Here is a 15,296-nt window from a genome sequence, read left to right on the forward strand (position 1 = left end):
TGATTAATTTTTGAGCAGCTGCGATTGAATAAATGCTTTCACGCCGTTGCTTTTCAGCATTTTTAAGATCCCGGCCACCTGTTCAGCAAAACCGGGAATGGCCGACAGATCTGTTTCCCATAAACGTTTATCACTGCAGATCCCGGTTACCATATCGCTTATATTGGTGTGATCACGCCACCAGGCGGCAAAAACCGTGGCGTTATCATCGGTAATGACATATTCCTCCCCGTTCCTGCTGCCGTAATATTTACCGGCTTCTTCCCTCGCCGGCTGCAGGAACAGCAGCATGGCGGCGAAGCCCAGGCACAGATGAGGCGGGAGCGCTTTGTATTTTTCGTAGTAACGTACCAGTGTGCGCACGTTGCGCGCATTCATCTTGGAACTTTCCTGGAACGTGATGCTGATGAGCTTATGCGCAATAAACGGATTGGCAAAACGATCGAGCACTTCCGGTGCAAACGCGGCCGCCGTAGGACAAGCCTCTTCAATGGTAGGCAGTATTTCCCGGAGCACGACTTCTTTGAAGAAATGACTCATATAATCGTCCTGCATGCACTCGTATACGGTGTTGAGGCCCGACAGGAAAGCCAATGGCACTGCCGCGGTATGACTACCGTTCAGTAACCGGAGCTTCTGTTCACGGAACGGGGTGATGCTGGGCTCAATCAACATTCTTTCATCTGCCTTATAAAAAGATAATACGGAACGGGTACGTTCATTCCCTTCTATGGCCCACAACAGATAGGGTTCTACTTCTATCCATAATTTATCGGTGTACCCGGCCTTTTGTTCAATTTCCGCCAGGTTACGGGGTTTACCGGGAACGATCCTGTCGACCAGGGAATTGCAGAATTGATTATCCTGCTGGATCCACGTGATAAATGCCGGCGGCAGTTCATTATAGGCGGCCAATTGCAATACAATATCTTTTAAAAGGCGGCCATTGTCTACCACCAGTTCCGTGGGTACAATGACGAAGCCGGTATTGGCGCTACCTTTAAAAAAGGTAAACCGCTCCCACAGCACCGCCAGCAATTTGCCCGGGAAGGAGGCTGGTACGCCGTCTGCTATTTTTTCCGGAACATATTGGATTCCTACTTCTGTGGTATTGGAGATAATTGTTTGTAAAGCGGGCTGATGAACCGCAGCTAATATTTCCTGCCACTCTGCATTCGATTGCAAAACCCGGCTAATAGCGGCGTTGATCAGCACCTGATCTACCAGTTCTCCCTGGGAAACACCTTTGATATGGGTGGTAAACAGGCTATCCTGACTGGAAAAATCAATGGTATCGCCATCGGTCGATTTCACTACCACAATCCTTCCTTCGTAAATTCCCTGGCGGTTGGCTTTATCTACAAGGTAGTCTACTAAACCGCGTAAAAGCACGCCGGTACCGAATTGAAGGATCTTTTCCGGGAAGGTGAATGTTTTTTCATGAACGCCGGAATCCTGGTTTTTAAATATAAGCTCTTTGTTTAATATAGGTAGCATTGCGACTAATTTATGCTAAAAGGTGGCTAAAACTAATAAATATATAATTCACAACTAACAATTTATAGTGTTTCGGAAAATAATCGCCAAAACTTGTTAAAATTATACCAGGGATATAATCAGAATCAATCCCGCCATTGTCAGGATCAATAAAGCACAGATGGCCGTTGGCTTAAATTTAAGTAATTTTGTTGCTCTAAACTTTTATAAATGAGCAAGCATGGTAAAGTGCTGGTAGCCATGAGTGGTGGTATTGACAGCACTGTTACAGCGCTGATGCTGCATGAACAGGGGTATGACGTGGTGGGCATCACCATGAAAACCTGGGATTATGCATCTGCTGGTTCCAGTAAAAAGGAAACCGGCTGCTGTAACCTGGATTCTTTTAACGACGCCCGCGCGGCAGCGGTGCATCACGGCTTCCCACACTTTGTGCTGGACATCCGTGATGAATTTGGTGATTTTGTAGTGAATAATTTTGTCGAGGAATATATCGCAGGACGTACGCCTAACCCGTGCGTACTGTGCAATACCCATATAAAATGGCGCGCACTGATGAAACGTGCAGACGCAATGGATTGTGAGTTTATTGCGACTGGTCACTATGGCCAGATCCGTCAGCACGACAATGGCCGCTATGTAATCAGCAAAGGCCTGGATGAAACCAAGGACCAAAGCTATGTGCTGTGGGGCATTCAACAGGATGTACTGGCCCGCACAATTCTTCCTTTAGGCAAATACCGTAAAACACAAATACGCCAGATGGCCTTTGATTTCGGTTATCCCGAACTGGCTAAAAAAGCAGAAAGCTATGAGATATGCTTTGTGCCGGATAACGACTACCGCGGTTTTCTGAAAAGAAAAGTAGCCGGATTGGAAGAAAGAGTAAACGGCGGCAATTTTGTGCTGGCAGACGGCACGATCGTTGGCCATCACAAGGGTTACCCCTTCTATACCGTTGGGCAGCGTAAAGGGCTTGATATCGCCCTCGGACGTCCTGTTTTTGTAACGGAGATTATTCCCGAAACCAACACCGTGGTGTTAGGTAATGAAGATGAATTACAGAGAAGCGAAATGTTTGTAAGCGGCATTAACATGGGTAAATACGATACCATTCCAGATGGCATGGAAGCGGTTACCAAGATCCGCTATAAAGATAAAGGCGCGCTGAGTAACCTGTACAATGAAAACGGACAGGTAAAAGTAAGCTTCTACGAAAGTGTGAAAGGCATAGCCCCGGGCCAGTCGGCTGTTTTTTATGAAGGCGACGATGTAGTTGGCGGAGGAATTATCCAGCGGACGATGCCGGTTTTGTAAAAATTAATTTCATAAAAAAGGGTGGGAAGACAAATCTTCCCACCCTTTTTTTATCTTCAAAAACTAAGACAATCTTACTGCATACATGGTATCCGCGCCCTTGTCGTATCCGGCAATTACGCCTCCTTCCTGCTTCCGCAGATCACTGATCTCTTCTATATATTTCACCACTTCTTCATTCTCCTGTTTAAAAACAGAGCAGGTGATATAGATCAGCGAGCCTCCTTTTTTTACAAATGGCGCTACATTATGAGCAATCTTTTTCTGTAACTGCTGGTATTTCCCGATCTCCTCTTTTTTAAAGAAGGAGATGCTTTCCGGGGTACGGCCCCAGGTACCGGAGCCGCTGCAGGGCGCATCCAGGATGATGCCATCAAACTGCTGACTTCCCATAGAAGCAGGAAAGTTTTCTGCTGTAAGATCTGCCACACGTGCTTCAAAATGCTTGACCCCTGCTATCGCAAAACGTTGCTGCAGATTTTCCAGGATAGATCTTCTCACATCAGATACCAGTAATTGTACACCGGGCTGCTGGTCTTTCAGCAAGATGGATTTACCACCGCTGGCAGCACAGCAGTCCCACCAACGCTGCTGCTTCTGCGGATGGAATAATTCACCGGTCTGCTGACTGGAAGCGTCCTGCACCTCGTACCAGCTTTTTTCCGGTACCACTACTTCTATTTTAGTGCCGTTGGGCAATGCCAGGGTAGTATTATTGGGAAACAGTTCATACGGAATGGCTGCCTTATCCAATAATGACAATACTTTATCGAGCTTATTATTGCGCACGCGGATAAATAACCGCGGCTGCTTTAAGACAGTATAGGCGTATGCGTTAGCATCTATTCCGTCCGACAGGTCGGGCAGAAACGGAAAAAGTGTATCAGGAGTTAAAGGAACAGGCAGCAGCGCTGCTTTATCAGTCAGCGGCGATGTGATCTGCTGGTTCCAGGCAGGGCGGATCGCTGCCAGGAAATCATTCGGTGTGGTTTCGCAAAGAAACGCGCCGGTAATGATCCGTTCGCTTACAGAAAGGCTTTTACCCCAGCTTCCGAGGCGGAAGTAATGATATACCAGCTGTGAAATCCAGCGCCGGTCGCGGCCTCCCATGTAGGGATGTTCCTTGAAAAAAGATTTCAGGAAATGGTGTAATGGCAGGCTGCCCTGGTAAGCGCCGATAATTTTTTCTGCGGATGCTAAATAATTTTCCCAACGGGTCATACGCGAAGATAAGGGCTAATATTGACGCGGTGGTGATCGCACAAAAAAATCCGGCCTGATAACAGACCGGATTTTATTTTATTTTCTCAGCTGAAACTAGAGTTTCAGCAATGCTTTCAGCGGATCTTTACCGAACAGCAATTGTTCAGGATTTTCCAGCATTTCTTTTACTCTTACAAGGAAGCTCACTGATTCGCGGCCATCGATAATACGGTGGTCGTAGCTCAGCGCCAGATACATCATCGGGCGGATCACCACCTGGCCGTTGATGGCCATGGGGCGGTCCTGGATTTTGTGCATACCCAGGATAGCGGATTGCGGGATATTGATGATAGGTGTGCTCATCAGGGAACCGAAAACACCACCGTTGGTGATGGTGAAAGTACCACCGGTCATTTCAGGCATGGTCAGTTTGTTGTCGCGGGCTTTGGTAGCCAGTTCCACTACTGCTTTTTCAATACCTGCCATATCCAGGCTTTCTGCATTGCGGATCACCGGTACTACCAGTCCTTTCGGAGCCGACACCGCGATAGAGATATCGCAGTAGTCGTGGTACACCAGTTCTTCTCCGTCGATATAAGCATTTACAGAAGGGAATTCCTGTAAAGCGAAGCAGCATGCTTTGGTAAAGAAGCTCATAAAGCCGAGGTTTACCTCATGCTGCTTTTTGAATACTTCTTTATACTTAGCACGCAGCGCCATAATTTCTGTCATATCTACCTCGTTGAAGGTAGTTAGCATGGCCGTTGTATTTTTCGCTTCCACCAGGCGGCGGGAAACGGTTTTACGCAGGTTGCTCATTTTTTCGCGGCGTTCGGCACGGGTAAACATTTCCTGACCTATTGCCACGCCTGGATTTTGCAGGGCGGCATATACGTCGTCTTTCATGATCTTGCCATGAGCGCCGGAGCCTTTGATGCTGGAAGGATCCACATGTTTATCGGCAATCACTGCGGCAGCTACCGGGGATGCTTTCACATCATTCGGGATGCTGGTAACAGGCGCCTGTTGCGGTTGTGGAGCAGCTTTGGCGGGTTGTGCGGCGGGAGCGGCTGCTGGTGCGGCTTTGCCTGCCGGTCTGCCAACACTGGTATCAATTTTACAGGCAACGTCGCCTATTTTTAACGTATCGCCTTCTTTGGCTACGGTAATCAGTGCGCCGGCTTCTTCTGCATTCAGTTCGAAGGTGGCTTTTTCTGATTCCAGTTCACATACCACTTCATCACGCTCTACATAATCACCATTATTCTTCAGCCACTTTACCAGTGTTACTTCACTGATAGATTCTCCTACTGTAGGCACTTTCATTTCAATCGTCCCTTTATTTGCTGCAGGTGCTGCCGGTGCGGCTTCTGCCGGAGCAGGTGCAGGAGCTGCTGCTGCTGGTGCAGCGGGTTCAGCTGCCGGTGCGGCGCCGGTTGCTGGTGCAGCGGCGTCTGTATCGATGCTACAGGCTACATCACCAATCTTCAAAGTAGCTCCTTCCTGAGCTGCGGCGGCAATTTTGAGAACGCCCGCCTTTTCTGCATTCAGTTCGAAGGTGGCTTTCTCAGATTCCATTTCACACAATACCTCGTCCTGCTGAACATAATCTCCGTCTTTTTTCAACCACTTTGCAATTGTTACCTCGCTAATAGATTCTCCTACCGTAGGGACTTTGATTTCGATAACCATATTTAATCAGTTGATGGTGATACCAGGTTTTGCATTTAGCGGTTAGCCCTTAGCTTAACGTAAAACCCCGTTATTCTGTTTATACTTTGAATTTCTTTAGATGTTAAAAGCCGTGTCAATGATCTGTTGCTGCTCACGGGCATGAACTTTCGCATAACCGGTTGCTGTGGAAGCGCTCGGGTTGCGGCTGATAACACCATAATTGATCTGTTTCAGGTTCATTTGCAGGAATGCTGCAGCGCCCATGTTCAGTGGTTCTTCCTGTACCCAGAAGAAGGTAGCTCCTTTATACTTCTGCGCGATGGCTTCCAGTTGTTTAACCGGCAGCGGATACAGTTGTTCCAGGCGAACAATCGCTACATCTTTGCGATCGTCTTTCGCCTGTTTGTCACTCAGATCAAAATACATTTTACCGGAGCACAGTAATACTTTCTTCACTACAGCGGCGTCGTCGATAAACGGATCATCCAGTACTTCCTTAAAGCCACCCTGTGTAAATTCCTGCATGGCGGAGTAAGCGCCCACGTGACGCAGATTCGCTTTTGGAGAGAAGTTGATGAGTGGTTTGCGGAACTGCCAGGTTAACTGGCGGCGTAACGCATGGAAGAAGTTGGCAGCAGTAGTAATATTGGTGATCACCATATTTTCTTCTGCGCATTGTTGTAAGAAGCGTTCCGGGCGGGCATTGGAGTGATCCGGTCCGCCGCCTTCATAACCATGAGGCAGCAGCATTACCAGGCCATTCTGTGTAGTCCATTTCTGTTCTGCACTGCTGATGTACTGATCAATCACTGTTTGCGCACCGTTTACAAAGTCGCCGTACTGTGCTTCCCATAATACCAGGTTATTAGGATTAGCCATGGCATAGCCATATTCAAAGCCTAATACCCCATATTCGCTCAATAACGAGTTATAAATTCTGAATTTACCCTGGTTTTCCTGGAAATGACTGAGACGGCTATACGTTTCATTGGTATTTTCATCAAACAACACCGCATGACGGTGGGAAAATGTACCACGTTTTACGTCTTCCCCGCTCATTCTTACGTCTTTTCCTTCGATCAGGAGGCTGGCATATGCCAGCAGTTCACCGGTTGCCCAGTCCACCTTGCCTTCTTCCTGGTAGAGTTTTATTTTGTCCTGCAGCAGTTTGCTCACTTTACGCAGTGGCACAAAGCTTTCAGGCCATTTCATAAGGCCGTCGAACAGCCGTTTAAAATCTTCTTCTTTAATAGCGGTTACCGGGGAAGCCTCAAAGTCTTGCGGGGTGGCTTTGCGCAGCGCCTGCCACCACTGCTCCGGTTTCTGGCTTACATAAGGCAGCGGATGTTGTTTTACATCATCCAGGCGGGCCTGTAAATCGTCCCAGAAGCCTTTTTCCATTTCTTTGGCCAGCGCCTGTGCTTCAGATTCTCCGTTGTTCAGGAGGAACTGGGTATATACTTCACGCGGATTCGCGTGTTTTTCAATCAGGGCGTAGAGGCTCGGCTGTGTAAACTTAGGCTCATCGCCTTCGTTGTGGCCATGTTTGCGGTAGCAAACCATGTCGATGAACACATCTTCGTTAAATTCCTGGCGGTAGCGGGCAGCGAGCTGGGATACTTTCACCACTGCTTCTGCATCGTCGCCGTTTACATGGAATACTGGAGCCTGTACAATAGATGCAACGCTGGTACAGTAGTCTGACGAGCGGGCATCATCAAAATCGGTGGTAAAGCCGATCTGGTTATTGATTACAAAGTGAATGGAACCACCTACGTAGTATCCTTTCAGTTTGCTCATTTGTTCCACTTCATACACAATCCCCTGGCCGGCAACGGCAGCGTCGCCATGAATGAGGATAGGGAGTATTTTGTCGTAATCGCTGTTGTAGATCACGTCTGCTTTACTGCGTGCAAACCCCACAACGATCGGGTCCACCACTTCCAGGTGGGAAGGGTTGGGCATCAGTTGCAGGTTAACGGGTTTGCCGCCGGGAGTGGTTACCTGTGAGCGGAAGCCGAGGTGATATTTCACGTCGCCGCTACCCATGGTCATATCCGGTACGGCGAGGCCTTCAAATTCATTAAAGATCTGTTCGTAGGTTTTACCGAGGATATTGGCCAGTACGTTTAAACGGCCACGGTGGGCCATTCCTATCACGGATTCCTGTACGCCATATTCTGCGGCTACGTTAATGATCGCATCCAGCGCCGGAATGGTGGATTCTCCTCCTTCCAGGCCAAAACGCTTCTGTCCGATATATTTTGTGTGAAGAAACTTTTCAAAAATAACGCCCTGGTTGAGCTTCTGCAGGATGCGTTTGCGCTGTTCCAGCGACAACGGTTGCAGCATGATCGACTCAAACTCTTTCTCCATCCACTTCGCTTTATCGCGGTCGTTGATGTAAGTGTATTGAAGTCCTACGGAACCGGCGTAGATCTGCTGCAGGTAGGCAACGATCTTCTCCAGGGTGGTTTTACCCACGCCAATGGTGGTTCCGGCGTAAAATTCTGTTTTAAGATCAGCGTCCCCTAATCCGAAACTGGCGAGGTCCAGGTTGGCCTTGCGGTCTTTTCTTTCACGGATGGGGTTGGTTTTAGCAATTAAATGGCCTTTTTTGCGATACGCCTGTATCAGGCGGTACACGCCCAGTTCTTTCGCCAGCTGGTCGTCGTTCACAGGCAACGAAGTGCTGCCCCCTGCTACCGGCGCTGTTGTTGCCGCCTTGCCGTTTACGTTGGATACTGCAAAATCAAATCCTTCGAAAAATTTAACCCAATCCGGGTCTACAGAGTTGGGATCTTTGCGGAAATCCTGGTATAACGATTCAATGTAAGCAGGATGTGAGTTAGTGACGAATGAGAAGTCCTTCATTTACAACGAGTTTTGCTGATCTTCAGTTCAAATACTTTTCTGTTGATCCCAATATATTAATATATGGGATTGCAAATATCGCTCGTTTTTCGATACGCTGGTTGGAAAAAATGAGAAAAAATCAACTGATTATCTGTGATAAAAGGTGCTTATATTTGTAGCTCACCGGAAAAACTAGATTTAGTTTGTTTTGTAAAGGGAATATAGTTACCTTTGCCGTCCGAAACTTGAAATTTGAAAAATGGCAAACCATAAAGCAACAAAGAAAGACGTACGTCAAAGCAGAAAGCGTAATGAGCGTAACCGTTACTATGGTAAAACTACCCGTAACGCCATCCGTGACCTGAAAGCAGTTACCGATAAAGCAACAGCGGAGAAAGATTTAACTGAGGTAGCTTCTATGCTTGATAAGCTGGCTAAACGTAACGTTATTCACAAGAACAAAGCTGCAAATCTGAAAAGCAAGCTGGCTAAGAGAGTATTAGCTCTGGCTTAATTGCTTCAGTAACAATATTTATAGCTCTTCCTCGAAAAGGAAGGGCTTTTTGTTTTTCCATTTATCAAGACGATGAAAAAGATACTCCTGCTGCTGACCGCCCTGTTTCCCCTGCTCTCTTCTGCGCAGGATTTCACCACGCGGTATGAAAAAACCAATGGCCGGGAAACCGCCACTTACACTGAAGTGATCCGGTTTTACGAACAGCTTGCCAAAAGCTTCCCGCAAATCCATATACAAACCGTTGGCGCCACCGATGCCGGATTCCCCCTGCACCTGGTTACCTACTCCCCCGGCCGGAATTTCGACTTTAAAAGCCTTCACCGGCAAAATAAACGGGTTATCCTCATCAATAACGGTATCCATCCCGGGGAACCAGATGGCATAGACGCCAGTATGATGCTCCTCCGCGACCTTGCACAGGGGAAAATCCATCTCCCGGAAAATATTATACTCGCTGTAATCCCCGTATATAATATCGGCGGAATGTTGAACCGCTCCCCCTGGTACCGGGTAGACCAGAACGGACCCGATGCCTTCGGGTCCCGCGGCAATGCCCAGAACCTGGATCTTAACCGCGACTTCATCAAAGCCGATTCAAAAAACGCCCTCGCCTTCCAGCAAATCTATCACCTCACTGATCCGGATGTATTTGTGGATAATCATGTGAGCAACGGCGCCGACTATCAGCATATCATGACCCTGCTCACTACCCAGCACAATAAACTCGGCGGACCAATGGGCGAATTCATGAACAAAACATTTGAACCCGGATTATACGCCCTTATGAAAAATAAAGGTTACGACCTCGTTCCTTATGTAAATCACTTTGGTGAAACGCCCGACAGCGGCTGGGTAGAATTTGCCGACGCTCCCCGCTACTCCACCGGCTATACTACCCTCTTCCATACCTTCGGTTTTGTACCGGAAACACATATGCTGAAACCCTATCCATTACGCGTAAAGGCAACTTACGCCCTGATGGAATGCTTTATTAGTTTTACTGCGACCCACAGCGAAGAGATTAAACACCTGCGCGAACAGGCAAAGCAAACTGCTCTTACACAAAAAACATTTCCGCTCGCCTGGGAGTTTGATATGAACAAATACAGCCTGATCACTTTCCGTGGCTTTGCTTCCGGGCACAAACCCAGTGATATTTCCAGCCTACCCAGGTTGTACTACGACCGCTCGAAACCCTACACCAGGCAGGTGAAATTTTATAACTACGCCAACGAAGAAAACTTTGTGGAAAAACCGCAGGCCTATATTATTCCACAAGGCTGGTGGGCGGTAATTAACCTGCTTAAAAATAACCAGGTAAAAATGCAGCCACTGCAACACGATACTACCATCCTCGTAGAAGTATACCACATTGCCGACTTCCAGAGCTACACCAAACCGTTTGAAAAGCATTATCTGCACACCAATATTAAAGTAACCAGCAGTAAAGATTCCATCAGGTTCCGCAAAGGAGATTACTACATTCCCATGAATCAGAACGCCAACCGTTTCCTGATAGAAACACTGGAACCCACCGGTGGCGATTCGTTTTTTGCCTGGAACTTTTTTGATGCCATCCTCGGACAAAAAGAAGGATATTCTTCCTATGTTTTTGAAGATACCGGTGCTGAATATCTGAAACAACATCCGGAGCTGCAGGAATTGTTAGCTGAGAAAAAAGCTGCCGATACCGCATTTGCAAACAGTGCCAGTGCACAACTGAATTTTGTATTTAAAAATTCACCGTATGCAGAGCCGGAATACATGCGCTATCCGGTGTACCGAGTGCGATAAAATATTATCAGCTATAAAGGCGGAGATATAAACAGGGCTTATGTCTCCGCCTTTTTTTATGCATGCTGTTCATGATAATGAACGGATCATTTCACCCCTGAATAAAATGAACGGGTTTTTATTGGAACATATTTTAAATTCGTCCGCGTTTAAATGTTTTTCGTACAGGATTTAAAACAAACATTGTTCGAAGCAGATACATTGCTGCAAGGCTCGCAAATCAGGAGCAATTAAAACTCTATTTCAAAATTGGACAAATGCTTTCCGAGAAAATAAATGCGGAGAACTGGGGAGCAAAAGTAATAGAACAAATAGCTATAGATCTTCAACAATCATTGCCAGGTCTCAGAGGATTCTCCGCCAGTAGCCTGAAAAGGATGCGGCAGTTTTCCGACCTCTACGGGAAGTTTGTAATTGGCCCATCAGTGATGGGCCAATTACAAACTTCCTTTTATAGCATAAGTTTTACACATCACAACCGTATTCTTGAAAAATGTTCCAGCGAAAATGAACGTTTGTTTTATATCTTTCAGGCCGCGGAACAATTCTGGTCAGTAAGAGAATTAGAACATCAAATTAACGCCAATCTTTTCAAACACCAGGGCAATATGCCCCACAACTTCAATAAAACACTGCCGGAAAATATCAAATCCAAAGCACTGGAAGTATTTAAAGACGAATACCTCATCGACTTTGTTAATATTAATGAAGATGATGATGAAGGCATCCTTGAAAACGAAATAGTGAACAACATCAGGAAGTTTATTATGAGTATGGGAAAAGGATATTCCTTTATTGGCAATCAATATAAACTGGAAGTAAACAACAATGAATTCTTTGTAGATCTGCTCTTCTATAACCGGCACCTGCAATGCCTTGTGGCGATTGAACTTAAACGTAAAAAGTTTAAACCTGAATATACCGGTCAGCTGAACTTTTATCTGAATGTGCTGGATGATAAAGTAAAGCTGCTACACGAAAATCCAAGCATCGGCATTGTGCTCTGCAAACAGAAAGACAATATGGTGGTAGATTATGCTATCAAATCTATCGATAAAGCAATGAGTGTAGGCACCTATACACATTATCAGGCCAATAGTATACCTGAAAACATGAAAGAATTTTTACCTAATGCTGAAGCACTAGGCAAATGCTATAAAAAAGTTAATTAACAACTCATTTTAATAATCCCAAAATAACTGCAGTTCCCGTCTACACGTTATCATTCTTCCTTTACAACAAAATCTCTCATATAAAACCATTATCAAAATGAAATTTAACCATCTGCTTAACAGCATTGAAACCACACATGTACATTTCCAGGAAGTAGCTGCCAAAGCCATTAATCGTTCCCTTACTATCCGTAACTGGATGATTGGATGCTATATTGTAGAGTATGAACAAAAAGGTGTAAACAGGGCCAGATATGGCGCACAATTATTGGAACAGATTTCAAAAGCGTTACCGATGCTAAAACTATCCCCTACAAACTTAAAGTTGTGCAGGCAATTCTATCAGTATTATCCTCAGATTAACTCTGAAATCTCAGTCGAATTAAAAAACAGTGCTTTTCAAATTCATCAGTCAATGGCAGATGAATTTGAAAAAATTAACATGCGAATTCGTCAGTCAGTGACTGACGAATTACAATCAACTGATAGTCAATTAAATAGAATTCGTCATACAGTATCTGATGAATTGGGAACTTCAAATAATCCAATTGACCCTTTTGCGCCAGGTGATAATCCACCGATCGGTATTTTATTGGTTACCAATAAAGATGAGGCACTTGCTGAATATGCCATTCCTTCGGGAATGGACCAGCAAATGTTCATCTCCACTTATGCAGTACAGCTCCCTACCAAAGAACAGTTACAGCAGTTCCTGGCGGGTGAATTGAGAAGATGTGAAAGCTAAACCCTTTCCAGTTTCAGCATGACATGCTGTTCCCCGTAAAAATGATTGTAAAAAAGAAGAGAATGCACAGGCGCAGACAACTGCTCCGTACCGGGAAACCAGGCCACGGGTATTTGCTGCGCTTTGATAATCTGCGCGGCCAACCATAATCCGAACGCCCCGGCGGTGTCATATTCACCGCAAAGATGCTTGAACGGCAACTGTGGTATGCCAGGAAAACACTGATCCAGCTCCTGGTAAAAATGTTCGTAGTTACTGTCGCCATTACGGCCGGTAATGATCAGGTCAGGAGGGGTGATAAAGGCTTTCAGTGCGGCAGACAATTTCTCCCCGGTTGGTTTGTACAGCATCCTGAAGTCGGCAATAGACGCGTAACTCTGCGGTGTAGGCGTGCCCGCTAGTGTGAAGAAAGTAGCGCCTTCTCCGGCAATGCTGCCGGGGGAGAGATGACGGTACAATTCCCGGTTGTCGGTGGGCTGGTCTTTCCAGAAACCGATCCGGCTTTTGATATAAAAATGTTCTTTTGTAATTTCTTCGAATGCGCCGGTAAGCGTGTGCGTGGCGCCTTCCTGCAACAGCATCATACTGTCCAGCAAAGCATTTTCAAAGGAAAAACCCCGGTGTACAAAAGTGTTGTTGTAAGCGGTACACTTTTGCTGCAATGCAATTAATCCATTCACAGAATTGTAAGTAGATTGAATAAAAGGAGTGGGATTCAGGGCTGTTTCCTTGTATTCGGCAATCTCTTTGATAAACTTTTCCGTGTCTTGTAAACTGCCTTTGCCGGTACCGGTAACAATAGGGCCTGGTGTGGTGATACCACTTTCCTGGATGCATTTAAGTGCAGCGGTCAGTCCCATTTTAAGCACCCTTGTCATACGACGCAGGCTGTTGCCGGGAATGAATGGCTTATAATCGGGTTCAATACAGGCAAGCAGATTACTATCTGTATGTGCCAGCTGTGCCGAAAAAATATCCCCTTCAAAAGTTGGCTGCGGGGAGATGGCCGCCATTGCTTGTATGTAACACTTACCCTTCATATTTGCTGATCACCAGGGAAGCATTGTTGCCCCCAAAGCCGAATGAGTTTGAAATAACATGATTTACCGGGTATCCTTCCATCAGGGTGGTAACCGGACTAATATTCAATTCCTCCATTCTTTCAGAGAAATTGAGATTGGGAAATATTATCCCATGTTGAATGGCCAGTATGGAATAGATGGCTTCTATTGCGCCTGCTGCAGCCAGCGTATGTCCTGTAAAAGGCTTGGTAGAACTGAACAGGGGCACTTTATCGCCGAATAAGCGTTCCAGCGCCTTTCCTTCGGAAACATCGTTATTCAGCGTGGCAGTGCCATGTACATTGATATAAGATACTTCTTCCATTGAGCACCCGCTCATAGCGAGGGCCATTTTCATGGCCTCATAGGCGCCGTCGCCATCCGGTGAAGGAGACGTGGGGTGGAATGCCTCGTTAGTATTACAGTATCCGCTTAGCTCTGCCAGGATGCGGCTGTTGTTGGCCCTGGCAAAAGATTCACTTTCAAGTACGAGGTAAGCCGCGCCTTCGCCCAGGTTCAAGCCGGTGCGTTGCTGATCAAAGGGACGGCAAAACTGCTTATCCACATTTTTCAGGGAATTGAATCCATTCAGTGTAAAACGGGTAAGCGCTTCAGTGCCGCCGCATACCATCCGTGGTAACATCCCCAGCTTAATCATGCGTGCACCAAACATCAGCGCGTTGGCAGAAGAGGAACAGGCAGTGCTGATGGTAGCAATATGTTCACTGAACCCTACGGTGTCGGCTATACGCTGCGTGCAATCCGCACAATCCAGCGTATCTATATATTGTAAAAAGGAACCTGTCTTTTCAGGATTGATAATGTCAAAATATAACTTCTCGGTATCGCACATACCTCCTACGGTACTGGCGTTAATAAAGCCTGTAGGGGCCGATTGAACATCCGTAATGCCGGCATCCTGCAAGGCTTCCCGCATAGCTGCCAGTCCGAGTAAAGTGGTACGTGTATACCCTTCCTTTACCGGTACACCGGCCAATGCAAACAAGGCATCGCTGGCATGTTTTACTTCTGCAACAGGCAGCACATTTTTGTAGATGGTATCAATGTAGTTGCTGTAACCCAGTCCACTTTGCTGTAACCGCAGATGGTGCAAGTTTCCGGCTACATTATCACCAATGGCGGTGATCATTCCTATCCCTGTTATAAACACTCTTTCCGCCATGTAGCCAGTTTACTTATGCTGGTTGTTTTGATTGGATAAACTCCGCCATAGACTGAACAGACTGCAGGATCTTGCGGCCTTCGCGCGGGTCTTCTACTTTGATATGATACTGTCTTTCCAGCAATACCATCAGTTCAAGCGAATCGATGCTATCGAGACCCAGGCCATCTCCAAATAACGGTGCATTGTCATCAATGTCTTCCGGCTTGGTATCCTGAAGGTTGAGCGCCTCAATGATTTGTTCTTTCAGTTTCTTTTTTAATTCTTCCATAATGTT

General features: G+C 46.3%; 12 protein-coding genes. 5 read left to right on the top strand and 7 right to left on the bottom strand.

The window, feature by feature from the left end:
• Window positions 1-3 precede the first annotated feature (3 nt).
• Window positions 4-1,497 carry a tagaturonate reductase gene (locus tag QFZ48_RS06020; protein WP_429044959.1) on the bottom strand — a complete coding sequence of 498 codons (1,494 nt, stop codon included), beginning with the start codon at window positions 1,495-1,497 and terminating at the stop codon, window positions 4-6.
• Window positions 1,498-1,707: 210 nt separating this feature from the next.
• On the opposite strand from QFZ48_RS06020, the gene mnmA reads away from it, so the two are divergent.
• A complete protein-coding gene (gene mnmA / locus QFZ48_RS06025) occupies window positions 1,708-2,814 on the top strand; it encodes a tRNA 2-thiouridine(34) synthase MnmA (protein ID WP_429044957.1) in 1,107 nt (368 codons plus the stop codon).
• 63 nt (window positions 2,815-2,877) lie between these two features.
• Here mnmA and QFZ48_RS06030 read toward each other — a convergent pair whose 3' ends face one another.
• From QFZ48_RS06030 to QFZ48_RS06040, 3 genes are all read right to left on the bottom strand, one after another.
• Window positions 2,878-4,035 carry an Fmu (Sun) domain-containing protein gene (locus QFZ48_RS06030; RefSeq protein WP_429044955.1) on the bottom strand — a complete coding sequence of 386 codons (1,158 nt, stop codon included), beginning with the start codon at window positions 4,033-4,035 and terminating at the stop codon, window positions 2,878-2,880.
• Window positions 4,036-4,131: 96 nt separating this feature from the next.
• Window positions 4,132-5,709, bottom strand: a complete 1,578-nt coding sequence (odhB, locus tag QFZ48_RS06035; protein ID WP_429061588.1) for a 2-oxoglutarate dehydrogenase complex dihydrolipoyllysine-residue succinyltransferase — start codon at window positions 5,707-5,709, stop codon at window positions 4,132-4,134.
• Between the two features lie 96 nt (window positions 5,710-5,805).
• Entirely contained in the window at window positions 5,806-8,565 is a 2,760-nt protein-coding gene (locus tag QFZ48_RS06040; RefSeq protein ID WP_429061590.1) for a 2-oxoglutarate dehydrogenase E1 component, read from the bottom strand.
• Between the two features lie 241 nt (window positions 8,566-8,806).
• Between QFZ48_RS06040 and rpsT the strand changes: the two genes are divergently transcribed.
• From rpsT to QFZ48_RS06060, 4 genes are all read left to right on the top strand, one after another.
• Window positions 8,807-9,061, top strand: a complete 255-nt coding sequence (gene rpsT, locus QFZ48_RS06045) for a 30S ribosomal protein S20 (RefSeq protein WP_079469282.1) — start codon at window positions 8,807-8,809, stop codon at window positions 9,059-9,061.
• Between the two features lie 72 nt (window positions 9,062-9,133).
• A complete protein-coding gene (locus QFZ48_RS06050) occupies window positions 9,134-10,858 on the top strand; it encodes a M14 family metallopeptidase (RefSeq protein WP_429061592.1) in 1,725 nt (574 codons plus the stop codon).
• Window positions 10,859-11,040: 182 nt separating this feature from the next.
• Complete coding sequence (locus QFZ48_RS06055) at window positions 11,041-12,030, top strand: PDDEXK nuclease domain-containing protein (protein WP_429065472.1); 990 nt, start codon at window positions 11,041-11,043, stop codon at window positions 12,028-12,030.
• Window positions 12,031-12,127: 97 nt separating this feature from the next.
• A complete protein-coding gene (locus QFZ48_RS06060; protein ID WP_429061593.1) occupies window positions 12,128-12,775 on the top strand; it encodes a PDDEXK nuclease domain-containing protein in 648 nt (215 codons plus the stop codon).
• Here QFZ48_RS06060 and QFZ48_RS06065 read toward each other — a convergent pair.
• Genes QFZ48_RS06065 through QFZ48_RS06075 form a run of 3 tightly spaced genes read right to left on the bottom strand, consistent with a single transcriptional unit; the run spans window position 12,772 to window position 15,290 of the window.
• The gene (locus QFZ48_RS06065) at window positions 12,772-13,815 is read right to left on the bottom strand and encodes a beta-ketoacyl synthase chain length factor (RefSeq protein WP_429044940.1); all 1,044 of its coding nucleotides are present in this window, start codon (window positions 13,813-13,815) and stop codon (window positions 12,772-12,774) included. The genes QFZ48_RS06060 and QFZ48_RS06065 overlap by 4 nt on opposite strands.
• On the bottom strand, window positions 13,805-15,019 hold the full coding sequence (locus tag QFZ48_RS06070; RefSeq protein WP_429044939.1) for a beta-ketoacyl-[acyl-carrier-protein] synthase family protein: 1,215 nt from the start codon (window positions 15,017-15,019) through the stop codon (window positions 13,805-13,807). Before QFZ48_RS06070 ends, QFZ48_RS06065 begins: the two co-directional genes overlap by 11 nt.
• 13 nt (window positions 15,020-15,032) lie before the next feature.
• Window positions 15,033-15,290, bottom strand: coding sequence for a phosphopantetheine-binding protein (locus tag QFZ48_RS06075; protein ID WP_370909418.1), 258 nt, complete (start codon window positions 15,288-15,290; stop codon window positions 15,033-15,035).
• Between the last annotated feature and the right edge of the window lie 6 nt (window positions 15,291-15,296).

The sequence above is a fragment of the Chitinophaga sp. W2I13 genome (assembly GCF_050434005.1).
Lineage (GTDB): Bacteria > Bacteroidota > Bacteroidia > Chitinophagales > Chitinophagaceae > Chitinophaga.